The organism is Streptomyces sp. NPDC040589, from assembly GCF_055594445.1.
On record NZ_JBVIWP010000003.1, the window covers coordinates 994,751 to 1,020,902 of the forward strand.

The 26,152-nt window shown below is 68.9% G+C and carries 11 protein-coding genes; 3 read left to right on the forward strand and 8 right to left on the reverse strand.

The genetic code is table 11. The features are described from left to right. Nucleotides 1–6: 6 nt before the first annotated feature. The 7 genes from ACZ58V_RS17020 to ACZ58V_RS17050 form a co-directional block, all read right to left on the reverse strand. Nucleotides 7–2,343, reverse strand: coding sequence for a UvrD-helicase domain-containing protein (locus tag ACZ58V_RS17020; RefSeq protein WP_471290602.1), 2,337 nt, complete (start codon nt 2,341–2,343; stop codon nt 7–9). Beyond that, a complete protein-coding gene (locus ACZ58V_RS17025) occupies nt 2,340–9,047 on the reverse strand; it encodes a DEAD/DEAH box helicase (protein WP_471290603.1) in 6,708 nt (2,235 codons plus the stop codon). The genes ACZ58V_RS17020 and ACZ58V_RS17025 overlap by 4 nt, the downstream gene beginning before the upstream one ends. Next, nucleotides 9,044–14,530, reverse strand: coding sequence for a hypothetical protein (locus ACZ58V_RS17030; protein WP_471290604.1), 5,487 nt, complete (start codon nt 14,528–14,530; stop codon nt 9,044–9,046). The genes ACZ58V_RS17025 and ACZ58V_RS17030 overlap by 4 nt, the downstream gene beginning before the upstream one ends. After that, nucleotides 14,527–17,706, reverse strand: coding sequence for an SNF2-related protein (locus ACZ58V_RS17035; RefSeq protein ID WP_471290605.1), 3,180 nt, complete (start codon nt 17,704–17,706; stop codon nt 14,527–14,529). Before ACZ58V_RS17035 ends, ACZ58V_RS17030 begins: the two co-directional genes overlap by 4 nt. 111 nt (nt 17,707–17,817) lie before the next feature. Then, nucleotides 17,818–18,984 carry a serine/threonine-protein kinase gene (locus ACZ58V_RS17040; RefSeq protein WP_471290606.1) on the reverse strand — a complete coding sequence of 389 codons (1,167 nt, stop codon included), beginning with the start codon at nt 18,982–18,984 and terminating at the stop codon, nt 17,818–17,820. A 73-nt stretch (nt 18,985–19,057) separates the two neighbouring features. Beyond that, nucleotides 19,058–19,255 carry a DUF397 domain-containing protein gene (locus ACZ58V_RS17045; RefSeq protein ID WP_030950791.1) on the reverse strand — a complete coding sequence of 66 codons (198 nt, stop codon included), beginning with the start codon at nt 19,253–19,255 and terminating at the stop codon, nt 19,058–19,060. Further along, nucleotides 19,252–20,166, reverse strand: a complete 915-nt coding sequence (locus ACZ58V_RS17050; RefSeq protein WP_471290709.1) for a helix-turn-helix domain-containing protein — start codon at nt 20,164–20,166, stop codon at nt 19,252–19,254. Before ACZ58V_RS17050 ends, ACZ58V_RS17045 begins: the two co-directional genes overlap by 4 nt. 151 nt (nt 20,167–20,317) lie before the next feature. Between ACZ58V_RS17050 and ACZ58V_RS17055 the strand changes: the two genes are divergently transcribed. Then, nucleotides 20,318–20,791, forward strand: coding sequence for an ATP-binding protein (locus ACZ58V_RS17055; protein ID WP_471290607.1), 474 nt, complete (start codon nt 20,318–20,320; stop codon nt 20,789–20,791). A 71-nt stretch (nt 20,792–20,862) separates the two neighbouring features. Here the strand turns inward: ACZ58V_RS17055 and ACZ58V_RS17060 are convergent, their stop codons facing one another. Further along, the gene (locus ACZ58V_RS17060; RefSeq protein WP_471290608.1) at nt 20,863–23,445 is read right to left on the reverse strand and encodes a GmrSD restriction endonuclease domain-containing protein; all 2,583 of its coding nucleotides are present in this window, start codon (nt 23,443–23,445) and stop codon (nt 20,863–20,865) included. 525 nt (nt 23,446–23,970) lie between these two features. On the opposite strand from ACZ58V_RS17060, the gene ACZ58V_RS17065 reads away from it, so the two are divergent. Both ACZ58V_RS17065 and ACZ58V_RS17070 read left to right on the forward strand, forming a co-directional pair. Then, nucleotides 23,971–24,990 (forward strand): lytic transglycosylase domain-containing protein, encoded by a 1,020-nt coding sequence (locus ACZ58V_RS17065; protein ID WP_471290711.1) that lies wholly within the window; start codon nt 23,971–23,973, stop codon nt 24,988–24,990. A gap of 54 nt (nt 24,991–25,044) precedes the next feature. Further along, the gene (locus ACZ58V_RS17070) at nt 25,045–26,136 is read left to right on the forward strand and encodes an RNA polymerase sigma factor (protein ID WP_471290609.1); all 1,092 of its coding nucleotides are present in this window, start codon (nt 25,045–25,047) and stop codon (nt 26,134–26,136) included. The last annotated feature ends 16 nt before the right edge of the window (nt 26,137–26,152 follow it).

Below are 26,152 nucleotides of genomic sequence, written 5' to 3' on the forward strand. Positions count from 1 at the left end.
CGCTCTCTATCTGATCTGGTTAGAGCCCGTCTTCTCCTGCAAGGGCAGGAAGGGGCTGGCTTTGCCGTGCCAAGAGATGCGCAACGTGTCGCGGGCTCGGGTGGTGGCGACGAAGAGCTGGTTGCGGCTCTTCTTGAGTTCGCGTTCGTACCGCTTGGGGTCGGTCGTCTCGTACTTCTCGATCAGCGCGGTGCGCGGGAGGATGCCGTCGCTCGCGCCGATGACCGCGAGTTTCTGGTACTCAAGCCCCTTGAAGCGGTGCATCGTGCCGATGTGGACCTCGCCGCCGCCCTGCGGGCCGTCCTTGGTGAGGGTCGCCGTGGTGATGCCGTGCTTCATCTCCAAGTCGGCGGCGACACGGCCGGCCATGTCACCGTCGGCGACGCAGACGGCCATGGTGCCGCTGGGGTCGCGCGCGGTGCCGTCCTCGGTGGGCTGGGTGATGTCCGCGCGCCACTGCTTCAGGGCCTCGGCGAGCTGGGCGATCTCGTCGGTCCAGTCAGCGCAGGCGATGAACTCGGGCGCTGGGCCGCGCAGCAGGGAGTGGTAGCCGTCGAGGGTGTCGGTGCCGTCGTCGAGGTCGTCGTAGGCGGCCCCGCGGACGACCTTGGCCGCCTGGTCGAGGATCTCCTGGGTGGTGCGGTAGCTGAGCGTCAGTTTCGAGGAGCGGCCCCGGATGTTGACGCCTACGGTGGATAGGGTGACCTGCCGGTCGTAGATCCGCTGGTGGGTGTCACTGGCGATGAACAGGTCGTCCGAACCGGGCGCGACCATGGCCCGCAGCATCTTCCAGTGTGCGGGGCTGAGGTCCTGGGCCTCGTCGACGACGATGTGCCGGTAGCGGTGACGGAGATAGCGCATCCCGGAGCTGTTGTCGTCGAAGTGGGTCAGGTCGCCGCCGCCGACCTCTTCCTTGCGCTCGGCCCGGACCTGGATCTTGCGGGCCCGTTCCACCTCATAGCGGGCCGCACGTTCCGCGGCCTGTGCCCAGGTCTCACGGCCCAGTCCGTTGAGGCGCAGTGTGAACTGGTCGAGCAGTTTCCAGATGGCGGCGCGTTCGGGGCGGTTGAGGGCGCGGCCCATACCGGCGCGGCGGGCCTTGAAATAGTCCTGGCGGGTGGCGAGGGACTGGCCGAGGATGATCTGTTCCCATTCGTCGAAGAGGAACTCGGCGTCCCAGCGCTGCTCGTTGTGTTCGAAGAGGACTTCGCGCAGCACGTCCAGGGCCCGGTCATCGGTGATCAGGCTGCGCTGTGAGCCGGGCGCGGTGTTCTCGTTGAGGACGCTCTGGGCGAGCTGGTCGATGTGCTTGATGTCGATACGGCCCAGCAGCGCCGGATCCATGAGCGAGGTGAGTCGGGAGCGCAGGTCGGCGGTGAGGTTCTTGGTGTACGTGGTCAGCAGGATCGGCTTGCCGTGGCCGGGCGGCAGCGCGGCGGCGAGGCGGGCGACGCGGTGCAGGGCGACGATGGTCTTGCCGGTGCCGGGTCCGCCGCTGACACGAGCGGGGCCGCTGTAGTTCCGTTCGACGATCTTGCGCTGGGTGGGGTGGAGGTAGACCTTCCAGGCGCGGAAGTCGCCCTCGGCGAGGACGTTGCGGATGTCGTCGTCGACCGTGGTGATCGCGGTACGGGTGAGAGCTGCCGCCATGTCGTGCTCGAAGCCCGGTTCGAGAACGGTGGAAGCGGGCTCGGTGATCTCGCGTTCGACCTCGTCGACGGACATGCCGGAGCCGAGTCCGGTGAGGACCTCGGCGGTCAGACGCGGGGCGCCGGCGATGAGTTGGTCGAGTTCCTCGTCCGAAGTGACGGTGAGGGCGATGTGAATGAGGGCGTCGGCGACACCGAGGCGACGTAGGTCCTCGGGAGTGCAGCCGGCAAGGAGCGGTTCGGCGGGGACGGCCGGTTGCGCCACGACGGGTGCGGGCGCGGGCTCGACCGGTGCGGCCTGCTCATCGGGGTCGGGCGTGAGCTGGAGGCCCGCACGTCGCAGGACACTCTGACCGATGACGCCGAGGTCGACGAACTCGATCTCGCCGGTGATCCGGTTGATGGCGACGCTGAGCTCTTCGTAGACGTCCTTGCGGTGGCGGACGGCGACGATCAGCCACTGCTGCACGCCGTCCGCACCGACGCCGGCCCGGGCGAGGAGCGCCCGGTACGAGCGGTCGATCTTGGCGCGGAAGATCCGGCCGTCGCCCTTGAGGGGCTTGAGATCAAGGCTGGGGTGATCGGGATCGAGGCGGAACTGGTGACAGAAGTCGTAGAACTTCGTCTTGACCGACGAGTCCATCTTGTAGAGCTCGTTTTCGGCCTTCTGGTACAGGCTGAGGCGTGCGGTCATCGTGCGGCACTCTGTTCTTCGGAGTCGGGGCGGACGGCGGCGTCGGGGAGGGCGGCGAGGAGGGCGTCGAGATCGGCGAGCCAGTCGTCGGCCGAGCGGACGGTGAATCCGGCGTCGCGGTAGGCGCGCCAGGTCTTGTCGCTCTCCTCGTCCTCCGGGTCGTACGGCTCGGCCATGACGGCGATCCGCCGGTCGCCGTGGTCCCAGGCGAAGTCGGCGAGCCAACCGCGTTCGCCGAGCTCATAACCGAAGGCGGGGGCTTCCTTGCCACCGTCGGCCAAGGTGTGGGCGAGGCGGGTGAGGGGAGCGTCGGGTTCGTCCTCGTCGAGGTATTCGAGGATCTCCCGGTCCCACAGCAGATCCCGCAACACCGCTTCGAGAGGCGTGGCGTTGGACGCGTCCGAGGGCTTGGGCCGCGGTGCGGGTGTGCCGGTGCCGTACCGCACGACGAGCGACTCGAGTTCGCCGACGCCACCGAAGGCCTTGAGGGTCGCGGTGTCGAAGCGGCCCGCGGTGGCGGTGGTCAGCTGGACTCCGTCGCCGCCGTCATGGGCGAGGAACTGCAGGACGTTGGACCACTGGAGCCACGAGCGCCAGCGCGCCTTGTGTTCGGGTGTGCCGAGCTGGTCGGGTTCGGTGTCGTCGAGGCAGGCCAGGGCGGACCAGTGGCCGGTCTCCCCGTCGACCAGGAAAGCGAGGGGCAGACCGGACTGGTCGCAGCCATGGAACAGGTTGAGCGTGCCCATGCCCTGGACGGGCGCCGGGTCGATGCCGTCGGTACGTCCCCAGGCACCGAGGAGGTCGTCGAGCATCCGGCGGGTCTGGTCGGGAGAACCGCTGCCGACGAGGATGTCCTTCTCGGTCCCGAAAAGCCCGCCGACCACGGCCGCGGCCCGCCTGCCCCAGGCCGCTTCGTCGGGGCTGCGCAGATAGGCGAGGAGCATGCTCATCGGGTCGGTGAACGCGGTGGCGTCGAGGTCGTCGCCACCGCGCTCGGCGTAGAGCTGCTTGGCCAGATCCTGGGCGCTGTGTGGGTACGGCGGCCACACCGGCTCGGCCGGCTCCCGCTCCGCGGAGGACTCCGCCGTGTTCGTCTGACGTTCGAAGGCGTCGAGGTCGTCCCAGGTGAGCTGGAAGACGGCGCGCCCTTCGGCCCGGAGCCGGTTGCGCTTCTCGGCATCACCGGCGAGCCGGTTGTGCCGGCGGGTGGCGTGGTAGCGGTGCCCGTCGAGATAGACGGTGATCTTCCGCTTGGGTCCGTCGACGCGTTCGAAGGTGAAGTCGGTACGGGTATAACCCTCGTTGCGCTGGGCGGTCAGGCGCCAGCCGTGCACGGTGCCGACCTCGTCCAGACGCAGATACGCGCTGTTCTCGCCGCTCTCCTCCAGAACGGCGTCGGCGCGCTGTCCGGCCCACCCGCGCAGGGCCTTGAGGAAGCGTGCCTCGAGGTCGGACTCGACCTGTCCGTCCAGACCGATCTGGTCGGTGTTGCCGACCGGCTTGGTGTCCCAGGCGTCGGTGTCGGTGCCGAGGAGTTCGTCGAAAATCTCCAGGGCGGCCTGGCGGGAGACGCGCTCGATGTGCTGCTCGTCGGCGTAGCGGTACAGGCAGCGGTGGCAGGCCGGTCCGCCCTCCGCGCCGCAGGGGCACTCCACGAGGAGCCGACGCGCGCCTTCGAGCACCTGCCGGAAGTTCGCGGGGTCCGTGAGCCGGTCCAGGTAGCCGGTGCCGTGCGGGAGGCGGTCGTACAGGACCAGGAAGTGCCGGTTCTCGGCGGTGTCGCGGTCCGGCATGGTGGCGAGGGTGGTGTCGAGGTGCTGCGGGTCTCCGCCGAAGGCATGGTCCACACCCAGGCGCAGGGCCGCCTGGAAGGAGTGGACCTTCTCCTCGACGAGGACGGTCGCGGCGGGCAGCAGGATGCGCAGGGCCTCGGTCTCCAGCTCATGGGCGAGCAGAACGGGTTCCTGGGGTATGCCCTTCTTGCCGCGCCGCAGCGGACACCAGGGGGTGTGGTGCTTGAGTTCGCGCTGACGGTTGGCGGAGTTGTCCACGGCGTCGCGATCGTCGTCGAAGACCGGTCGCCCGTCGGCGCTCGCCGCCCCGCACGCGGTGCACACATGAAACGGCGCGATACGCACGGGCCGCCCGGCGAGCTGATCGTTGTCCTGGGCGCCGATGCTGAGCGGTCCGGCGTTGACGCGGCGGATGACGGCCCGGCGGGTGTAGTCGACCCCGAAGATCTCCTTGGTGTGCCGCCACGACTTGCCCTTGGCGAAGTCCTTCGGGTCTATGTCCACCATGTCGACGACCGAGTAGAAGCGGCGGGCGCGGTCGTCGCTTTCGTCGCCGATCCTGGCGTCCTCCCGCTTGTCGCGGGCCGTCACGACACTGGGCTGGACGATCTGCCACAGACAGCCGGAGTCGGCGATGCCCGTCTCCCCGCAGCGCGGGCAGGGCGTCATGTCGTTCTCGGCGTTCTCGGTGCGGACGTAGCCGCATGAGGGGCAGAAGCGCCAGTGGCGCCAGTCCTGGTCCCGGCCGGTGACGATGTCGATGCCGGTGATCCGGTGCTTGTAGCCCTCGGCGTAGAAGGTGTTGCCGGGGGCGAGCTCGGACAGGGCGAAGCCACGCGGACGCCCGTAGGAGAACGACTTCGACTTGTAGCGGTCGCGGCCCTCGGGCGTGGTGCCCTCGGGCCAGAAGACGGTGGCGTCGAGGGTGGTCGTGGCGTCGATGAGGGCGTAGTTGGGCAGCAGACCGAGATCGCACAGCACGGTCTGGGCGGGCTGGCGCTGACGTGCGGCGCCCTGCTTGGAGATGGCGCCCAGTTCGGCCTCCAACTCCGCCTTCGTACGCGCCTGTTCGTCGTCGCCTTCCTTGAGCTCGTCGATCGCGGCGCGGATCGTACGGATACGGGTGCGCAGCTTCTGATTCTCGCGCTCCCACTCCCGCTCGGCCTTCTCGATCGCGCTGCGAATGCCGCGGACCGCGTACTTCTCCAGCTCCTCACGGGCGGTCTCGCTCACGCCGGTCGGGAAGAGCGCGAGGAAGCCGGCGACGAGCTTCTCGCCGTGGGCGAGCGCGGCCTCGGTGAAGTCGGCGAGATAGCCGGAGGGGCCGAACAGCTCGTCGACCCGGCGCGACAGCGCGGCCAGTGGCTTGCCGTCCTCGCGCACGAGTCGGCCGCGCGCCGCGAGGTCGAGGAGGTGGGCGGTGTACTGCCGGCGCAGGATCTCGATGGCCGACAGGTACGAGCCGGGCGGCACGATCCGCCCGTCGATCATGTCGCGCGGCCGGTCGAGGAAGTACAGGTCACGGCGTGAGCGGTCGGGGATGGTCAGCAGGAAGGCGTTTCCGGTACGGCGTCCGGCCCGGCCGGCCTGCTGGGCGTAGTTGGCCGGACGGCGGGGCAGGGCTCCGAGGACGACGGCGGACAGGTCGCCGATGTCGATGCCCATCTCCAGGGTGGGCGTGCACGACAGCACATTGGGGTCGTTGAATCCCTCGCCGTTACGGAAGGCCTCCTCGACGCGTTCGCGCTTGCCGCGGGAGAGCAGACCGGTGTGCTCGGCGGTGATGACCTGGTAGGTGCCGGCCCGCCGGTACAGGCTGCGGTAGTAGTCGTCCCGGTAGTCGCGGTCCCGGTCGTGCCGGTCGACGGTCTCCAGCCACCGGTCGCCCGCGACCAGGCGCCCGTTCGTGCAGCGGTACGCATGGCAGGGCTGCCCGTGGTACTGCGCCAGCAGCGCGGGATGGACCGTCTGCTCCCAGAAACACTTCGGGCAGCGCACGTACGACACGTTGACCTGGGCGTCGGGCAGTAACTGCAAGCGGATCGCGCCCGGCTGGAGACCGTAGAGCCGGACGGCTGTGTCCTGCGGGGTCCGCGCTGCGAGCAGCCCGGCGTCGGTGAGCTGGGGGAGTAACCGCACCCAGAACTCGTCGGCCTGCTCGCGGGTCATGTCGAAGCAGCGCTGCGCCCAGGTCTGGTACCAGGACAGCCGCCCGGCGGCGAAGTCGAACTCGCTGCTCTGCTTGGGCCGCGCGAGCAGGAACGTCGGCGCGGAAACCCCCTTGGGGAAGGCCTTCATGCCGCGCGGGCGCCCGCCCCATATGAAGTAGCGGCTGGTGCCCGCCTCGTCGAGGAACTTCTCCAGCCACCGGTGCCCGACTGCTCCCCGCGTCCGCAGCCGCTCCAACAGGCCGCGCAGGAACGCCAGATAACGGGCATCGTCATGCTCGGTGAGGGCCAGCCCGCGGTGGGCGGCCTCCTCATGGGCGGCGCGTACGAGCGCCACGGCCGCCCGCTCGTCGGGGAGGTCCACCCAGGCGGCCGCGGTGCGGGTCAGTTCGAGGGTACGACCGTTGCGGGACCGGTGACCGAACTCCATCACCGCCTCGAACGCGAACCGCTCACCGATCAGGTCCCACGTCTTCTTGTCCCCGCCGCGCCCCCGGCCCGACAGCAGACGCGCCACGCCCGTGTCGTCGTGCAGGTCCGGCGGGACGACGGCGGCGAGCGTCTCCCGGTCGGTGGTGGCCGCGACGACGTCCGCGACGAGGTCGTTGAGCGCGCTGGGCCGCTGCTCACTCAGGTGCTTGGTGAACAGCGCCCGCAGGGAGAAGGTGTACGAGCGGGAGGCGACGAAACCGGCCCGGTGCGCGGCGTCCTGCACCGAGTCGTTGAACATCAGTGTCTTCGTCTCGCGCTGCTTCTTGTCCATCTCCCCGCCGGTGAACAGCTGAGTGACGGACGCGGCCGCGAGTGCGGCGGCTCCCGTACCGACAAAGCGGATCGCGTTGTGCGTGCCGCAGGCCGGGCACCAGTCGTCCTTGGCGGCCCGTTCCGCCGTGTCGCCGAGCTGGACGAGGACAAAGGCCGAATCCGGTCCCGCGGGTCGCGGGTTGCCCTCGTCGTCGTAGTCACCCTGGGGGTCGGGCAGACGCAGGCGGCGGGAGATCCCATCGAGCACCATGAGCACGCCCGCGCCCCCGGTGGTCAGCGACCGCTGCGCCGCCCGGTCCATGGCGGTACGGCCGTTGCCTTCACGGGCCTCGTTGTCGGTGGCCGCCACCAGGGTGCGCACCTTGGCCTTGTCGGCGGTGACGGTGGCCCGGCGGATCTTGTGCGCCTCGAAGTTCAGCTCCTCCAGCTCCGACTCGGGAGCGAGGACCGACCAGCCGGAGCGCCCGCACTCGCGGCAGTACACCGCGGGCAGGAAGGTCTTGGTGTCGCGCGAGGTGGTCGTGTCGGGCGTCGTCCGCAGCTGGCTCTGCGCCCCGGCGGTGTCCCAGGCGAACTCGGCCTTCGGCCAGGGCAGTACGCCACGCAGCATCCGCGTGACGGACCGCGCCCACTGGTGCACCTCGACCTGGACGAGGGGACGGCTGAGCGCGGCCGGCGCCTCCGGGTCGCGCGCCACGGACAGCAGGGCGACGAAGCGGGCGAGCGCCAGCGCGGCGATCTGCGGCCGCGTCGTGATCGCCTCGTCCCAGCTCTTCGCGCCACTGCGGCGCATCACGTCGAGCACCTCGTCGTAGGTGCGCACGGTGCCGTCGAAGGCCTTCAGGACCGCGTACGTGAGCCGGTTGCGCTTGAGCGCGGCGCCGAGGGCGACCGGCTCGGTGGTACGGCTCCCGGTGACGGCCTCGGCGAGGTCCGCGAGCGCTTCTGGGCCGGATGCCGGGTCCGTCAAGGCGGTCAGCGTCTCGGGGGGCGTGGCCTGGCCGGGAAGGAACTTCGCGTCCGGGATCGACTCGTCGAGCATGAACTCGTCGACCGTCAGCCGGTCCTCGCCGACGATCGCGTCCTCGGTGAACTCGGTACCGAAGACGTTGGTGGCGACGGAGAGGAGCCGGCGTACGCCGTCCTCGTCGGTGCCGGAGGCGAGGGTCGCGGAGGTGGCGACGGGAGTGATCGTGCCGAGCGGCTTGCCGGGCCGATCGGCACCGACGGCGATGGCGAGGCGGCGCAGCAGCATGGCCACGTCGGTGCCCTGGGCGCCGTCGTACGTGTGGAACTCGTCGACGACCACGTAGCGGATGTCGCTGCCGTCCCACAGCGGCGCGTCGGCGGCACGCTGCAGGAGCAGGTCGAGCATCTTGTAGTTGGTGATCAGGATGTCCGGCGGGGACAGCTGCATGTCCTGACGGCGGGTGTAGACATGGTCGTAGTGCGTCGCCGCCTTGTCCCCGATGTACAGACCGGCGCGTACGCCGTTGAGCTCGTCGTAGTCGGTGAGTAGTTGGTTGATGCGGGCCGCCTGGTCGGTGGCCAGGGCGTTCATCGGGTAGAGGAAGACCGCCTTGACCCCGTTGTTCCCTGCCGCGCGCTCGCGGGCGCAGTGGTCGAGTACGGGGTAGAGGAACGACTCGGTCTTTCCGGAGCCCGTGCCAGTGGTGACCAGGGTGGGCTGAGGTGCGTGGCCGTCCTTCGAGGTGAGCCGGGCGAAGGCGCGGGCCTGGTGGGCGTGGGGTGTCCAGCCGTCGGTACGCACCCAGTCCAGGTGCTGCTGCCAGCCGTCGTCGGCAGGGGTGAAGGGCGTGCGCAGGCGGAGATACGGGCCGCGGAACATGCCCGTCGTCTCGTCCCCGAGGAAGGAGTGCAGGGCCTTGCGGGCGCCCTCGTCGGCGAGGCCGTATGTCGTGGACAGGTACTGGAGGAGGCTCTCCTTGAGTCCCTGCGCTTCGAGGGTCGGCCTCACGGGGTCGGGACCTCCATTTTGACCGGGTCCCAGAGACCCTTGGCTACGGCTTCGTCGAGGCGCTTCTTGAAGTAGGCGTGGGCCTCGCGCATTTCGCGTTCGCGGTTGGCTTTGTAGAAGGGGGCGGTGTAGCCGTCGGGGACGAAGCCGGTCTCGGGGGCCTTCTGGTAGGCCTCGAACTGGGTCCAGTGGTCCTTGGTCTGATCGAAGCCGTAGGTGTGATGCTTCCCGGCGATCTTCCGCTCGTTAGCGTCGAACCAGGTCACCCGGTCGAAGTCTTGCAGGATCGGGAAACGGGCCCGGTACATGGCAATGAGCGTGTCCGCGTCGATACCAAGCCATACGGCGACGAGCGCGTCGATCTCTACGAGGGCTGCTCGGCGGGCGTACTCGGTGCGGAGCGGAGTGTCGCGCCGCCAGATGGGGGCGATGTTGTGCAGCTCGGTCTTTAGGTTGGGCCACTTGATCGCCCAGGGCTCATAGCCGGGCCACTTGGGGTCGTAGAGCTCCGCCCAGAGGTCGGCGTACGCGGTGGTAAGGGCGTTCAGGCGGAGGGTGCGGAGGAGGAGGGCGGGGGCCAAGGGGTGGTCGTCCTGAGGGGCCGGAAGCCGCTTGGTCTGAGCAACGTCGAGATGTCCGGCGCCTGCAATTCGCAGGAGATAGTCCACAGGAAGTGCAGCCAGGAAACCCGCTACGAGAGCAGTCAGGCGTTCGTCCGAGAAACGTGCGGAATGGACTGCGTGTACATGCGTTGTCCCAGGCGGGATGAGTGCTCCATACAGGGCGCGCTCAGTGTCGGGTGCGATCATCTCGCGCCACGCGATCCGAAAGTCCCTGCTGTATGGATAACTCGCCTTAGCAAGCAGGAACTTCTCGATCTGCTCGTCCTCAACCTCCTCCGGCTGCACCTTGCGCTTCTCTGCCACCTGCAGCCGGGCCTGCACACGCTCCTCCTCTGACGCAAACAACGCCTCGCATCTCTCCCAATCAGGCCACTTTTCTTGCGCACCCAGGAATACGTCACGAGGGGCAACACGCCGATACTCCGACTCGGGAACGGCCTCATCTGCGAGCGTCCTCGGGTCGAGCCCCCGCGTCTCGCCGCTGCCCTGGCTGGGTTGCTTGAACAGCGGATTGGCCACGCCAAGCTGCGGTCCCTTGAGGATGACGTCGTGCCACGCTGTCGCGTGGTAGTCCTCCTCGTCGTCGATCCCAGTGTTGTAGTCAAAGAGCCGCTGATCCTTGGCAGGGCCAAACTTCGCCTTCTTGGAGGCTCCTTCATCGAAGCCAATAAAGATCCCTGGGTTCAACATTCCGAGCCGCAGAGGGTAAGCGCCCAACGCGTCAATCGCCGGGTCCTCTGCTGTGCTTACCGGCGTGAGTAGACGCGTGTGCTCCAGGGGCCCTTCATCACCTGCCAGCCGACGCCACCGCTTGAGGGTGTCGGGAGTGACCCGAACGACGCGCTTGGGGTGAGGTCGCTCGTCCCAGCTTCCTCTGTACTTCACTCCGGGATCATCATCGTCATCAACGGCGCTGAAGGACAGCCGAAGAGCATCCGCTGTAAAGAGCCATGCCAAGTTGGAAAAGTCGATCTCACCTCGTCCGCCGTAGATATGAACACCGAACTCTGTGGAGTGACCTACCGGTTCGGGGAAGATCCGTCGCTGATTCACGAAACCGCCATGCACCCGCAGTCGCTGGTATGCCGCCGCGCGCAGCGCGGCCTCTGCCCCCCCACGAAAGTGAGTGTCGGGATGCACCATTCCTGCTGTTCCGCAGGTGCCAGTGTGGTCCCACACCTCGCACATGAATGCTCGATAAAGATCTGGCTTTGTCCCTGCAATCAACGGATAAACGGACGATGAAGAAATATAACTTGCCGTCGTCATCGTATTCGTCAACTCGCCCAGCAGGTGCTGCTGCACCTCCACTCGGGCGATTTCAGCTTCACGCTTTTCCTTCTTCTCCTCCCCCTTCGGCTTCTCCGCGAGCATGAACCATGGTTCACACTCCGCAATAACAGAATCCTCGTTCCAGGTAGGCCGCACCCACGGCGGGTTACCAACCTGCAGATCGAAGCCGCTCGCCTCGCCGGTAAAGACACCTGCGAAGTCCAACTCCCAGTGCAGAAATGCCTGTTCATCGGCGATATCCCGCACGACCCGCATCCACGGATACCGCGTCTCGACCGCCTTACGGGCGTCATCCATGCCCATCTCGGCCTGGAGCAATTCTTCGAGAGCCGTCAGCTCCTTGAGGGAGTCGACGGTCGTGGCAAGGGTGTTCTCCGGGACGGGTCCCGTTCCCACCATGGATTCCAGGAAGGCGATCCAGTCCTCCAGGTCCGCGAGCGGGATCACGTCCCGGCGGCGCAGCGGGCCGTCGGCCTTCTTGGGCGCAGAAGAGGTGCGCGCCTTTTTGACCTCCTTCCTCTCCACGAGCTCGCCGTCATCCCCGCCCTCACCCAAGGACATCTGGTCGCCGTCCATGGCGAACAGCAACCCGGTCTCGACGAAGCGGGGCGCGTACGTTGGCTCAGGCACAGACCGCTCGTCCTCAACAGCCTGGCCAGCCACCGACGACAGCAACGCATCCAGATCGACACCCGCCTGCGCCGTCACCACCGGAGCCGTGTCGTACTCCGCGTCCGACCCGTCCAGCAGCCCCACCTGCTCCAGCGGCCAGAACCACAGCGCGCACCACGCGTCCATGACCTGTTTGAGCCGCCAGTACGGCGACCCCTCCGCCTCGAAGAGGTCCCTGAAGACCTGCTCCTTGGTCAGCGGCAGGCTCCGGTCAGCGTTCTGCTTGTCGCGGCGGAGGAAGGCGTACTCCTCAGCGTCCTCCTCACGATCGGTACCCCACACATCGATGGTGCGGGCGATCTCCCGCTCGCTCAGTTCCATGCGCTTGGCGACCAGCTGCCACAGGAACTCGACCCTACGAGCCACAGCCTGCAACCGGGCGAGCTGACTGCCCTTACCGCCCGTTGTCTTCGGCTTGCTCTGGACGCCCTTCTTCCACGCCTTCAGCTTCTCCACCTGCGGCCTGGCGAGCTGCTCGACCAGCTTCTTCGCATCCCCGCTCGCCCCAGCGACCGCACCCCACCCCGGCGTGGGCAGAAGGAACTGATGCACGGCCCCATCCGGCAACGGTTGCTCCATGCCGCCGTCCTCCGCCGCCCGGAACGGCAGCTTGGTCGGCGTCTGGGCACCAATCGTCCGCTCCTTCTTGATGCGGTCGGCCTCATACATCCAACGCCGGGCGCCAATCAGCGAGTTGCCGCGCCGCAAGTGCAGGCCGAACCACGGCGCACGCATGCCCGGGTGCATGGTGTTCAGCCACAGGGACACCTCGGCCAGCTCCACACCCGTCGCGTTCAGGTCGATCCCGTACGCGTTGTGGAGGGCGATGTACGCCTTCACCTTCTGCTTGGCATCCAGCGTCTTCGACGTATCCAGGCTGACGCCCAGCTCCTCCTGGCGGCGCTTGAGATACTCCTCGGCGACCTGGTTGATGGCCTCGTTTAGGAACGCCCCGGAGCCCAGGGCCGGTTCGCAGATCGTGTAGCGCAACAGCTCGCTCGCCCGCGTCCGGATCGTGTTACCGTCCGCGTCCTTCTCCTGGTCGAGGCGGTGCTTGAGCGCAAGCTCGACGGTGACCTTCGTGAGGGACTCAGGGGTGTAGTACGAGGCGGACGTCTCGCGGTCACGGCCGGCCAGGCGGTACACGAACGTACCCTCGGGGTACTTCTTCGGGCCGCGCAGACCGTACTGCTCGGCGTCCTGGGCGGAGTACACGACGTGCGTGTTCTCGTTGTAGAGCTTCAGCCGGTCCGCAGGGATGAGCCAAGACCCCTTCTCCGGGTCGCCGTACTGCTTGTCACCCTTCTTCGCCCCGGGCTTGGCGACCTCGGCCAGCTCCTCCTCGGCGATGATGCCGGTGTACGACATCAGGCCCTCGTAGACGGCGCCGAGCTGGTTGATGCCGAGGTTGCGGTAGGAGATGAAGCCGCCCTGCCTCCCCTTCTGCCCGGCCTCCTTCATGGTGAGCAGACGCAGCACCTGGTGCAACGCCTCGTTGCGCAGCCGCAGGTCCAGCCAGCGCGGGTCCTCGTCCCCGTCCTCGTCCCAGCGGGGGTCGAGGACACGGCGGCCGATGAGGGTGATCGCCTTCGGGTCGAACAACTCGCTGCTCAGCGCCTCGAAGCGCAGACCGCATCGCTCGCTGCGCTCGTCGGCGGGCTTGTGGTCGTCTGCCTCCGTGCCGTGCGGGCGGTGACCGTAGTTGACCTTGTTGAAGAGGACGTCGAGGGAGGCGTAGAGGTGTAAGCCCTTGCGGGCTTCCTCGTCGACCAGCTTTCGTTCTCGCGCCACCAGCTCGCGCAGCCGGGCGACCGAGTAGCCGGCCTCGTAGGTGGAGTCGTCGGCGGGCAGGATGCCCAGCTCGGGGCGGGCTTCCGCATACAGGAGGAAGAGGATGCGATAGAGGTAGCGCAGGGATTCACGGGTGAGCTGCTTGGTAAACGGGCCCTTCTTGAGGTCCTCGATCTCCCTCGGCTCGACTTCCGCCTGGCGCAGGCGGGCCAGTACCTCGTTCGCGATGATCTCGACTGAGCGCTGGAGGCCCTTGCGCAGCTCGGAGTTGACGCCGACGGCGTTGTCGCGGGACGCCTTGATCAGGTCGTCGATGCGTCGGCCCTTGCCGTCCGGGCGCGGCGCGAGCATGTCGTGAGAGAACAAAGCAGCCAGCAGGGCGAGTTCGCCTGCCTTCGCCGTGTCGTTGCGGGCGAGCGCCGCGTCCAGGCTGGCGGCGAGGTAGCGACCCTCGGCCCAGGCGTTGCGGTCGGCGAGGACGAGAACGCCGCCGCAGAGCAGCAGGACGAAGCGGGGTGGGTCGCCGCCGGGCTCGTGCAGCTCGCTCTGGAAGAGCCAGTCCACCAGCTTCTCGCCGACTTCGAGAAGGCCGTCGGCGGTCTTGAGGGAGTGGAGGAGCCGTCCGGCCCCGTCGGGGTCGAGGGCGTCGTCGAGCGTGGCGGTCCAGCCGCAGTCAACTGCGACGACGCCGTCTCCGTGCCAGGCTGCCTGGAGCTCGTAGTCCCTGCCCGCGTTGTGCACGGGGATCGGCTCTGGCCGATCACCGCCGTAACCAAGGGCTTTGAGGACGACGGTGTGCCACGTGGTGAGGCGCTCGGCCCACTCGCCCGTCGGGTCGTCGTAGGTGCTGCCGAGTGTGTCCTCCTGGGCGCGGGAGGCCAGGAAGGGGCGCACGGTGGACTGGTACTCACCGCGGAGCCGGGGGAGGAGTTCGCGGGGGGTGGGTCGCGGGTCGTGCGGATCGGTCTCGCGGTTGGTCCAGAGGGTTAACAGGCCCTCGTCGCCCGCCTTGCTCTTCTTGAGGGTGTTCTCCAGCTCCTCACTGAAGTAGTGGGCGGAGAGGTATTCGCCGCGGTTGGTGAAGGAGTCATAGGTGTAGCTCATCGTGCGGACTCCTCGGCCTGCGTGGCGGACACGGACGTGGTGTGGAGGGGCTCGAGGACGGCCAGGACCCGCAGCATCGGGTCGCCGTCGGTCCGCAGGCGGCGTACGAGGTCGCGGCGGCGGGCGGCCGTGTCGTACACCTGCCGGCGGCGGTGCTCCTGGTTGCCGACGGCGATCAGGGCGCCCTGCTTCCAGACCTCCACCCGGTCCTCGTACGGGGCCAGGTAAGAGTCGACCTGCTTGTCGTAGTCGGCGCGGCGTTCGCGCAGGTGGGTCTCGGCCGCGTCGACGGCGGAGGGGACGAGCGACTGGAGGAGGTCGGGATCGACGGGCCGGCCACGGCCGGGCATGTCGGGGCCCACGCCGCAGGCGGCGAGGAACGCCGAGTCCATGCGCCATACGCGCGGAGTGCCCTCCGCGAGACCGGTGACGGCCATCCACTCCACGACCGTCGGCTTGCCCGCCGCGTTGGAGTAGACCCCCTGGAGGAGGTACACCGGGCCGGTGAGGGCCGCGGGCAGGGCGGCGTCGATCCGTTTGGCCTTGTCGGCGTCGGGCCGGTAAGCGAGGACGAACGCCTCGTCGTAGCGGAGCTTGGCGAGAACCTTGTCCGTCACCCAGTCGAGCACCGGGTGGATGTCCGAGACGTAGGAGACGTTCGGCCACTGCGAGGTGGGCTGGTCGGTCTTGCCCTGCCTGGCGTTGCGGGCGGCTTCCAGGCGGTCGGCGGCGTACTTCTTGTCGAAGGTGATGCGCAGAGTGCCCTCGTACTTGGGGGTGGTGAGGATCTTCTCCTGCTCCAGGTACGACTTCGGCAGCTCCCGGAAGCGGTACTGCAAGTCGTCGGGCGGGGTGAACTCGATGCGGCCACCCGCCGTCTCGGGCTTCCAGTCGAGGGCCTCGCGGTCCGCCTGCGGGTAGATGAGATCCACCGCGGCCTGGAAGTACGCCTTGGTGTGGGCGAACACATGCGGTACGTCGGCCTCCCGCACCGGGGCCTTTCCTAAGGTGGCCGAAGCGGCCGTCGGGTCGGCCAGCCGGGCGTTGGCGCCGGCGAGGAGTCCGGCGAGGACACCGCCGGACTCCTGCTGGGACTGCTTGATGGAGCGTTCGACGGTGCCGCCCTTGATGAGGTCGCGGGTGAGGCGGTCCTCTTCCTTCTTGTCGTTGTAGAGGCCGGTGACGGCCTCGGCGCTGCCCTCGCCGGTTTCGATCTGGTGCGCCTGCTCCTCGCGGCGCAGCAGGCGGGTGCCGACAAGCCGGTCGTCGAGGGTCAGCGTCTCGCCCCTCTCCTCGTCGCGCCGCCAGGGCACGTCGGCGGTGAGGATGAGCGCGCGGAACTCGGGACTGACCGCCTGCCCGTAGCGGTCGATGCGGCCGTTGCGCTGCTCGATCCGGATGAGGGACCAGGGCAGGTCGTAATGAATGAGGTCGTGGCACTGGTGGTGCAGGTTGACGCCCTCGGAGGCGAGGTCACCGGTGAACAGCAGCCGCACCGGCTCCTCCAACCGGCCGAAGCGGTCGACGATCTCCTGCTGCTGCTGGTCATTGGTGGTGTCGCCGTGCATGACCTCGACCGCGCCGTCATACGCCTTCCAAGGGCGCGTCGCGTCGGGCTTGGCCTGGTTCTTCTTCCTGAAGCCCAGGCGGGCCGGAACCTCCTGGGCCAGCCAGTTCAGGGTGTCGACCCGCTCGGAGAAGATCACCACGCGGCGCTCGGAGCCAGGGCCGACGCCCAGGCAGTCCCTCAGGGTGCGAACGAGCGCGTCGAGCTTGGCGGAGTCCTGGTCGGTGAAGTCCGCGACCAGTGCCTCCAGCTCGGCCAGGGCTTTGCTCTCGGCGGCGAGAGCGGCACGGCGGGCGGATTCCTCCGCCTCGGTCCTGGCCTTGCCCCCCTTCGTCGTGCCGCTCTTCGGGTTGTCCAGGTACTCACGGCGTCGGGCGAGGGATATTCGCAGGGCGACGTGGGAGGAGAGGAACGCCTTCAGGAAGTTGTAGCCGACGAGCGGATCGGCGCAGACCGACGAACGGTCGGGGTCCCCCGGGGTCCACTCGCTCGCCAGCTTCTCCAGGACGGCGACCTCCTTCGGCGTCGCCGGGGCCGGCACGGGCAGGGAGGGACCGCGTTCGGCCCAGGGCTTGCCCTTGAGACCGTCGCGTACCTCGCGGTCGGTCTTGGTACGCCGTATGTAGAGGTGGTCGAGGTCAGCGACCTTGTAGTTCTTGGGGTCGGCGATCGCCGCCGGGTCGAGCATCCGGATCAACTCGGCGAAGGATTCCGCGTCACCGTTGTGCGGGGTGGCGGAGGCCAGGATCAGCGCATCGGTCTGCTCGGCGAGGCGGCGGGCGAGCCGGTTGTTGCGGGTGCCCTTGTTCACGAGGTTGTGGGACTCGTCGATGACCACCGCGTCCCAGGTGATGTTCTCCAGGTGGTGGGCGTAGGTCGCTGACTTGAGGGTGTCGACGGAGACGATGACCCGTTTGAAGTGGGCGAACGGGTTCCGGCCGGCCGGGATCTCCTGCTGGATGCGTTGGATGCCGGTGGAGTCCAGGCGCACCAGCGGCAGGGAGAAGCGGGTCCACAGCTCGCGCTGGAACTGCTCCAGCACATGGGCGGGTGTGACCACGAGGATGCGCTCGCCGCGCCCGCGACGGATCAGCTCTGCCAGCGTGATGCCGATCTCCAGCGTCTTGCCCAGTCCCACCACGTCGGCGATCAGCAGCCGTGGCTGGGGGTTCCGCATGGACAGCGCCAGCTCGGCGGGGCGCAGCTGATGTTCCTGCCGGTCCATGAGGAAGGAATCGGCGAGCGCGATGCCGTGCTCGGTCTGCGGCAGCGCGGTCTTGCGGATGACCGCCTCCAGGTAGAGGCGGGCCTTGGCGTGCTTGGAGGTGTCGTCGGGAACGAGCCGGGTCTTGCGCGGATCGAGTACGTCGATCTGGTCCAGGCCGGAGTAGAAGACCGCGTCCGTGCCACGCACGAACGGGGACACTCCGCTGACCTCGACCATGAGTCCGTCCCGGGACTCCGCGACGGACTTCACGAGCCACTGCTCGTCCCGGATGCGCACCTGGGCGCCGGGAGCGAAGATTGGCCTCGCACCGGCCGGATACGCCGACTGCTCCGCGTCGGCGTCGCGGGCCTCAGGAACCTCGGGCTGCATCGCCGTGGTCACGTGGTGCTCCTCTGGACTGTGTGCTCGTGCTGTGCAGGGTGCTCGTGTGGGGGGTGCCAGGTGGTCAATGCCCTGGGCAGGCCTCCGCCGTGGAAAGGGCGGAGGGCTGGTTCAGCGCTTGGACCAGGCGAGCGCGGGTCTCGCCGCGTAGCGCTCGCGCAGTTCCTCGGCGACCCTGCGGGAAGCAGGCGGGCGGCCCCTTTGCGGTACGGGCTCGGCCTGGTTCTGTTTCGCGGGCTCGAGCTCCCGCACGGACGCCGTGTCCGTCTCGGATTCACCGCGGGGCGGCGAGGCAGGAGTGTTCCCCGCCGCGGACGCCGACTCCTCGCGCAGCAGCCTCTCGAACGAGTCGAGCCGGTCCAGCATGGGCGCATCCGGCTGCGGCAGCACCATCGTGGAATGGTCCTTAGCCGTCGTCTCATGGATCAGAGCCCGCCGTGCACGAGCCGGACTCGTCCCCAGCAGGCGCAGGAGATCCGCACACTGCCGGGTCACCTCCTCCAGAGAGGGGCGGTCCTCCGCCTTGTGCGCCAACATGGTCGTCACGATGGGGGCCAGTTCGTCGGGCAGCCCGGACAGGTCGGGGCCGATCTCGGAGTTGACCACCTGCGCGGCAACCGCCTCCCAGCGGGCGCCGTCGTACGGGTAGTGTCCGGTCGCCGCGTAGAGGAGTACGGTTCCGAGGCCGTACACGTCGGCGGCCTGCGTCACGTCCAGCTCGCCCAGGGCCTGTTCGGGCGGCATGCAGCGCACCGTGCCGATGACCGCGCCGGCCTGCGTGAGCGACCCCTTGGACGCCCCGAAGAAGGCGCCGAGGCCGAAGTCGATGATCACCGGGCCGAAGTCGCCGAGGATGACGTTCTGCGCCTTCAGATCGCGGTGAAGCAAACCCGCGGTGTGAACGGCGGCGAGCCCCTCGGCGAGCAGCGCGCCGAGACTCGCCACGAGTGGAGCGGTTAGAGGCCCCTGATCCTTCACCACGTCGGAGAGCGGGCGACCGGGGACGTAGTCCATGGCCAGCCAGGGCTGTTCGGCGAACGGATCCGCGTCGATAAAACGGGCCACACGGCCCGTTCCCGAGATCGTCCGCGCGATCGTCGCCTCGCGTTCGAAACGAGCGCGGGTGTGCGGATCCGTGCGGTCCGGCCGGATCACCTTCACGGCGACCGGTTCACCCGCGACGGAGTAGGCGAGGTAGACCTCTCCCATTCCGCCTGCGCCGAGCCGCCGCTCGACCAGGTACGGGCCTATTCGTAAAGGCAGAGTCGCGCCGTTCACCGCACATCCCCCATGACTCCCGCAAAGTTTGCAGGACCGTACAGCCTACTTACTGATCGTGGCCGTACAAGTGTCAGACCAACTCGACGAAGCCGGCCCATGCTTCACGCGACACCGTGAGAAGGGGGCCGGTGACGTTCTTGGAGTCCCGGATGTGGACGGCGTTCGTAGCGGTCGCGACCTCTACGCACTGGCCGCCCTCGGCACCGCTGTAGCTGCTCTTGAACCAGGCGAGGCCAGAAGTGACGGTCGAGGACTCGGCATTGTTCATAGCGATCCCAGCAACCCTTCGACGAACTCCAGTGACTCCCGCGGAGTGAGAGCCTGTGATCGGATGATCCCATAGCGTGCGGCGGAGAGAGCTGCCTGTTTCGGATCGGTTTCGAGGGCGCTGGTTCCCTGCGCCTCGGCGTACACGAACTTCTTGCCGTCCGTGCGCGTGGCGACGGTGAACGGCCCGTCCACGCCCGCGCTCTCCATGCAGTCGAGCGGCATGACCTGAATCTCGACGTTCTGCTTCTGGCCGATCAGGAGGAGCTGTTCCAACTGTCCCTGGAGAACGTCCCTTCCGCCGTAAGGGCGTCGTAGCACCGACTCGTCCAGCACGAAGCTCAGCAATGGTGCCGGACGCCGGTCAAAGATGTCCTGCCGAGCCAGCCGCGCGATCACGCGCTGCTCGACGGTCTCTGGATCCAATGGTGGGCGCCGCATTCCCAGCAACGCCCTCATGTACTCCTCGGACTGGAGCAGGCCGTTGACGACGAGTGTGTCGTACATGAGCAGCTCAATGCACTCCTTCTCCAGCGCCGCCATCCCCTGAAAGAACCCCGGATACTGAGCCCGCTCCACCTCCTCCTTCCACACGCTCAACAACCCACCGGCGCCCAGCACTTCATCCGCATGGTCGATCGTCCTGGGCGACGGGATCCTCCGCCCCTGCTCGTACGAGGCGACGGTCGCGGCCGAGTACCCGATCCGCTTGCCGAACTCCTCCCGGTCCATGCCCTCCCGCAGGCGCAGTGTCTTCAGGTTCTTGCCGAACGCGCAGACCACGCCCTTCCCGGCCTCGTCCTCCGGCCGCCGCCCCATCCCGCCGTCGCCGTTCTCCCAGGCGTCTCCAAGACTCACGGTCGCTCCACCGCCCCCACCCGCCAGGGCATCCGCACCCGCACGCTCCGTCATCCCAGCCACCGCCTCCCCGGCCCAACGCCCGCCCCCGGACGCCGTCACGCCGCGCATCTCGTACCAGGCCGCACACCGCGCGTACAGCTGCACCACGTCTGTGCGTCACCACTGGTAACGCTACGCCACCAACGGGACCGTAATCAGCGTGATGACCAAGCCCGACAGCACCAGCAGCACCACCGAACTCGGCGACCCGGCGAAGGCCGGACGCGTCTTCGAGATGTGCTTCACCTCCACGCCCCGCGGCGCCCGCCTCGCCCGCCGCCTGACAGCCCTCCGGCTTGACGAGTGGGGCATCCCGTACGACTCGCACCACCACGACGACCTGCTCCTGATCGTCGCCGAACTGACCGCCAACGCGGTCCGGCACGGCCACGTCGCCGGCCGGGACTTCCGTCTCCGCGTTCATGCGACCGCCGACGGCGGCACCGTACGCGTAGAGGTCACCGACACCCGCGCCGAACGCCTCCCTCGCCGCCCCGCCGCCCACGCCACCCCGGACGTCGAGGAAACCGGCCGCGGGCTGCTCCTCGTATCGCACCTGGCCGCTCGCTGGGACTGGCACCCGCGCCCGGACGGACCGGGCAAGACCGTCTGGGCCGAGTACGCGCTCGCGAAGTAGTCACGCCATCACGGTGGTCCCTGACTTGCTCCTCTCCTGGTCGCACGAGCACCAGGAGAGGAGCCGGGCGCTCAGGCTGTTTCCCGGTTCTCCCAGCAGTCCCGGAACCACGCCACGGTCTCGGCGAACAGCTCACGGTTGCGGTCCTTCTCCAGCACCGACAGACGGAAGCTGGGACGCAGCTCCAGCTTGCCCTCCGGGATGTCGACGCCCTCCAGTTCGTTGAGCCGCCTGAGGAACTCGGCACGCAGCGCGCGCTCGGTGAACGGTTCACGGGCGGCCAGGTGCTGGAACACCACTTCCGCCGTGCCGCCACGCCCGGTGCCCGGGTAGAGCGTCAAGGGCCAGATGCCGCGGCCGGGTGCGCCCGCCTGACCCAGCATGAGGAACGCGCTGGTCGTGACCTGGCCCGCCCCATACCCGATCCAGCCGCCGAGCTCCTCCCAGCGGGTGAGGAGCGCGCGGACGGCCTCCACCGTCTCGGGGGAGTCGTCCGCCGCGAGCTGACGGAAGAACCTGTCGGCGCGTGTTTCCTCGCCCTGGCCGCCACCCGGCGTGCGCTGTGCGGTGTCCTCGCCGTCCGCGCCGTCGGCCTGGTCGTCGTCCTCGGCGACGAGCACGGCGAGGTCGTCGGCAGTGAGACGCTGCGCCGGATCGGCGGCTCCGTTGACCGTGAAACGGACACCGTCGGCGATCAGCCGGGAACGGACGTCGCCCCCTTCGTCCTCGGGCGTCCAGCGGAAGCCCTCGGAGACCTTGCCCTCGGAGGTGAGCACCCGGTATGCGTTGGCCACCCCGGGCGTGCTCGCCAGGTGGTTTCCCACCGCCTGGGCGCCGGAGCCGAGGAACGCGGCGAGGTCGCCGTAGGACGTCCACGTGCCGTGGGGGAGCGCCGCCAGCACCTGGTGGGCCAGGTGCCAGTCCCGGCTGCGCTCCGCGCGACCGACTCCGCGCAGTGGAGCCGGCCACAACGCGATCGCACGGTCGGAGAGTTCGGCGGCGCGGGCGAGGATCTCCTTCGCGCCCCAGCGTTCTGTGGCCGCGATACGGCGGTTCATCTCCAGATGACTGCCCTGGAGCAGACCCTGTTTGCGCTCGAAGGGGTGGTTCGACAGCTCCGAGTTGACCGCGGTGAGCGTCAGGTTCCCGAGGGTGTGCTGCAACCGGGAGTGCAGGTCCTCCGCGCTCTCTCCGTCGGCCGCCTCCTCGCCCAGCATCCGGAGCCACTCGTCACCGGGCGACTGCGGCATGACGTGCTCGACGGTGAGCTGCGCTGCGGCGAAATCCACCGGCTCCGGATGCTCGTAGCTCTCCTCCAGCCGCTGCAGCACCATCTTGCGCTGCTGCGAGCGTCCGAACTGGTAGAAGGGTGCCTTCTGGATCTTCTCGCGCAGCTCGTCGTCGTCGGGCCAGAACCGGTTGGCGGCGGAGAGCAACTGGTGCAGTCCGTCGGCTACGGGCACGTCGAGCGGAAGCTGCCCGGGCACGGCCTGGAAGATCCTGTTGAGGTTGTTCGTCGGCACCCGGCAGATCATCCGGCGCACCAGGAAGCTCTCGATGTACGACATCGCGCGGGCCGTACCCGAGGAGTCGAGCTCCCCGCGCTCGCGCCGGTCGAGCAGCAGCATCAGCGCGGGATAGGTGACCTGCGCCTGCCAGGCGTCCAGGCGGCGCAGATGGGCGCGGACCGACGGGTCCGGCTCCTCCTCGGGGTGGAGCAGGCGGCGGAAGAGAGCGGCACGGCGGTGCAACTCCCTGATGTACGCCTCGATCTCCGTCTCGCTCGCCTCGCCCCGCTCGAAGCGCTGCTGCTGGGCCGCGTACAGGTCCTGGCGGCGCACCCGGTCGTCCCCGTCCAGGACCAACTGGAGCCACATGAGCTGTTCCAGCTCCTCGTTGCTCAGGCTGTCCTGCAGCGGAAGCCAGTACGTCTCGTAGACGTGCTCACCGCGGGTGTGCAGCTTCATGAACAGGTAGTTGCGCAGAAGGTCGGCCTGACTGAGCTTCAAGCCGGTGTTGTTGAGGGACTCGAAGATGCGGTGCACGTTGTCGCCGCGCTCTGCGGTCACCGCCACCAGAGTGAGCCGGGAGGTGACGGCCTGCTCGATGCGGAACACGTCCTGCGGGGCTGCCGGATCGGCTACCTCGACCAGCTTGCGGCGGAAGAAGCCGTAAGCCGCCGCGACACTTCCGCCGGGAGACTGCTCAGCGAGCGGGCCGCGGATGTGCGCGGCGAACTGCGCCCGGTCAGCCTGGGTCGGCAACAGCCGGAAGTGATCGCTGCCGCCCTTGCGTTTGTTGATCAGGTATTCCTCGTCGATGCGTTCGGCCTCGTCCGGCTCTGTGTCCCTGATGTGATCGCGGATGGCGGCCAGGGCGATGGAGAGGGTGGTCAGCCTCTGCTGACCGTCGACGACGAGCCAGCGGGGGAACGTCGCCTCGTTCTGCGGTGACGGAGCGAGCACGACGGACCCCAGGAAGTGGGTAGCCGCCTTTTCCCCACGCTCGAGCAGCTCGGCCTGCTCCAGGATGTCGCTCCACAACTGCCTGAGTTGCTTCTCCGTCCAGGAGTACGTCCGCTGGTAGAGCGGTACCTGGAACTGCTGGGCCCTCCCCTGCACGAGGTCGGCGAACAGCGTCTCCTTGGCCTGCATCGTGGTCCCCCTTGACAATGATGCGGTCGTGGCACGTGGGAACGACCATATGGCCTCCCACCGACGGCCGTGGTCTATCGCTACTTGCTCTTCGTCCTGCACCTGGACGCGTGGCCGATGCGCCGTCGGGACATGTTGGTGAACTGACGGCCCCCGTGAGTGACCCGGAGCAGGTTCCCCCTCCACAACCATCACGACTCTTCCCTCTTAGGGAGGCGCCGGCCTCCAGAGTCATCTCGACCTGCTCACAGCCCTGACTGCCGCCGCGGCCCGTCTGCACTCCGGTCTGTACGCGCTGCTCGGAGTGCCCCAGCACGTGGTCACCCGCCTCGTCGACCAGCGAGCGGAGAAAGCGCTGAGCGGAGCGCGGAATCCGCCGTAGCCGCACCGTGCGCAAAACCCCGCGACGGACCCACCGCCCTCCCCCGTAGAGCAGACGACGAGAAGAGCTCACAGGGAGGGGAACAGGACGTGGCGGGGCACAGGGGCAGACGCGTCAGGGGCACGGCGGCCGCGGTGGCGGCGATGGCGGCGCTCACCGCGTCCCAGGCACCGGGGGCGGTCCCGGGGCGGGCCTCCGCACCGGCGCCCAGGCAGGCACCCGCCGAGGACGGACCGAGCGTGTCCGGCGACGCGCCGTACCGGACCGAGCTGCCGCCGCTGCGGACCGGGAAGGGCGCAGGCGGCGGGGCGGAAGCAGAGGTGGGCGGTGCGCTGCCGGCGAGCGTGTTCGCCGCCTACCGGCGGGCCGAGGACCGGCTCGTGCGCGAGGCGCCCGGCTGCCGGCTCCGCTGGCAGCTGCTGGCGGCGATCGGGCAGGTGGAGTCGGGACAGGCGCGGGGCGGCAGGGTGGCGTCGGACGGTACGACCTTGGCGCCGATCCTCGGGCCGCGGCTGGACGGCGTGGCCTTCGCGCTGATCCGGGACACCGACGGCGGCGCTCATGACGGGGACACGGCGTACGACCGTGCGGTCGGGCCGATGCAGTTCATCCCGTCGACCTGGGCCCGCTGGGGCGCGGACGGCAACGGCGACGGGCGTACGGATCCGAACAACGTCTTCGACGCGGCACTCGCCGCCGGACGGTATCTGTGTGCGGGCGGGCGGGATCTTTCCGTTCCCGCCGCGCTGGACCGGGCGATCCTTGGCTACAACCACTCGGCGGCATATTTGCGCACGGTCCGGGCCTGGTACGCGTACTTCCTGGAAGGGCACCGTGTGGTGCCGGACCGCTCCGCCGGGTTCTCCTCCGCGCGCTCCGAGCCGTCACGATCGCCCTCGAAGCCGGAACGAGCCGCACCCACCCCTTCCGGCCGTCCGACCGCCATCCCGTCCCGCCCGTCACCGGCCCCCGCCTCACCGGTCCCCACCCCGTCCCGTGCGGCCGCCGAGCCCCGGGAGACGGAGGAGCCGCAACTCACCGTCCCCGACCCGGACATGGAGCTCCCCGGCGACGACCTGCTGCCCAGCGGCGCCCCGCTGACCAGTAACAGCGCGGACTCGATGACCGTCTCCCCCTCCACAACCGCCGATACTGGGCGGTAATGTCGCCCACCGCCGGACAGCACGAGACCGGTGGGTGAGCGCGAAGGGGCCCTCATGGCGACGGACACGCCTGCGGACATGCCCGCAGGGACACCTGCGGAGGTGACCGCGGCCGACGAGCGGTGGCGGCGTATGTGGAGCCACCGTGAGCACCTGCTCAAGGTGGCCCGGCGCAGGTCGATGAGTGCGGAGGACGCCGAGGACGCGGTGCACGAGGCGATGCTGCGCGCCGCCGAGCGGCCCGACCTGGACGAGGAGCGGCTCGCGGCCTGGCTGACGACGGTGACGATGCGGCTGTGCGTCGACCGCTACCGGCAGGTGAACCGCGAGGCCGAGGTGCGTACCAGCCCGACGCTCATCGCCCCCGGTCCGGTTCCCGTCGAGGATGCGGTGTGCGACCGGGCCGAGGCGAAGTGGCTGGCGGTGCGCAGTGGTGAGCTGCCCGCGCGGCAGGCCGAGGCACTGCGGCTGAAGTCGCAGGACCTGGACGTCGGCCAGGTCGCCGTCCGGATGGGGCTGAGCTACCGGACCGTCGAGTCGTTGCTGGCCCGGGCCCGGCGGACGCTGCGGCAGTCGCTGGCCGCCACGCTCGGGTTCGCGTTGTTCCTGATCGGGTGGGGACGGCCGCGCGGAGTCGGCAGGGCGCAGGCCGTGGCGGTCGCCTCGACGGCGGCGTCCCTGGCGGTGGCGGGGTTCGTGCTGCCGTACGCCCTCGACGGCGGCGGAGACGGGGGCGGGGATGGTAGGCCCCCTCGGCCCGCCGTTGCCTCTCCGGGTGCCGAGGCGGTCCGGCCGGACAGCGGTGGAGGGGATCGTACGCCTCGGGGGAATGGGCCCACGGCTGCGGCAGCCGAGCGCGGAGCGGCCGAGTCTCCCGTGGGCGAATCGTTCCTTCCGCTGTCCGTGCCGTCGGTGCCGTCGGTTCCGTCACTGCCGGAGGTCCCGGACGTTCCTGAGGTCCCGGTGTCGCCGCTGCCCGCGTTGTCCGCGCCGGAGGTCCCGCAGGTGCCCGACGTCCCCGACGTGCCGGTGGAGCCCCTCGCCGTGCCGACCGGCACAGAGGCCCCTGCGCTCCCGGAAGCTCCGGAGGCTCCCGCCGTACCGTCCGCCTCGCTCCCCGTGCCCACGCCGAGCCCGCTTCCGTAGCGCCCGGAAACCCGCC

Excerpts from the sequence above, each read along its gene's own strand:
- ACZ58V_RS17020 (WP_471290602.1), bottom strand. The coding sequence starts at position 2,343 with ATGACCGCACGCCTCAGCCTGTACCAGAAGGCCGAAAACGAGCTCTAC.
- ACZ58V_RS17030 (WP_471290604.1), bottom strand. The coding sequence starts at position 14,530 with ATGAGCTACACCTATGACTCCTTCACCAACCGCGGCGAATACCTCTCC.
- ACZ58V_RS17045 (WP_030950791.1), bottom strand. The coding sequence starts at position 19,255 with ATGAACAATGCCGAGTCCTCGACCGTCACTTCTGGCCTCGCCTGGTTC.
- ACZ58V_RS17050 (WP_471290709.1), bottom strand. The coding sequence starts at position 20,166 with ATGACGGAGCGTGCGGGTGCGGATGCCCTGGCGGGTGGGGGCGGTGGA.
- ACZ58V_RS17055 (WP_471290607.1), top strand. The coding sequence starts at position 20,318 with ATGACCAAGCCCGACAGCACCAGCAGCACCACCGAACTCGGCGACCCG.
- ACZ58V_RS17060 (WP_471290608.1), bottom strand. The coding sequence starts at position 23,445 with ATGCAGGCCAAGGAGACGCTGTTCGCCGACCTCGTGCAGGGGAGGGCC.
- ACZ58V_RS17065 (WP_471290711.1), top strand. The coding sequence starts at position 23,971 with ATGGCGGCGCTCACCGCGTCCCAGGCACCGGGGGCGGTCCCGGGGCGG.
- ACZ58V_RS17070 (WP_471290609.1), top strand. The coding sequence starts at position 25,045 with ATGGCGACGGACACGCCTGCGGACATGCCCGCAGGGACACCTGCGGAG.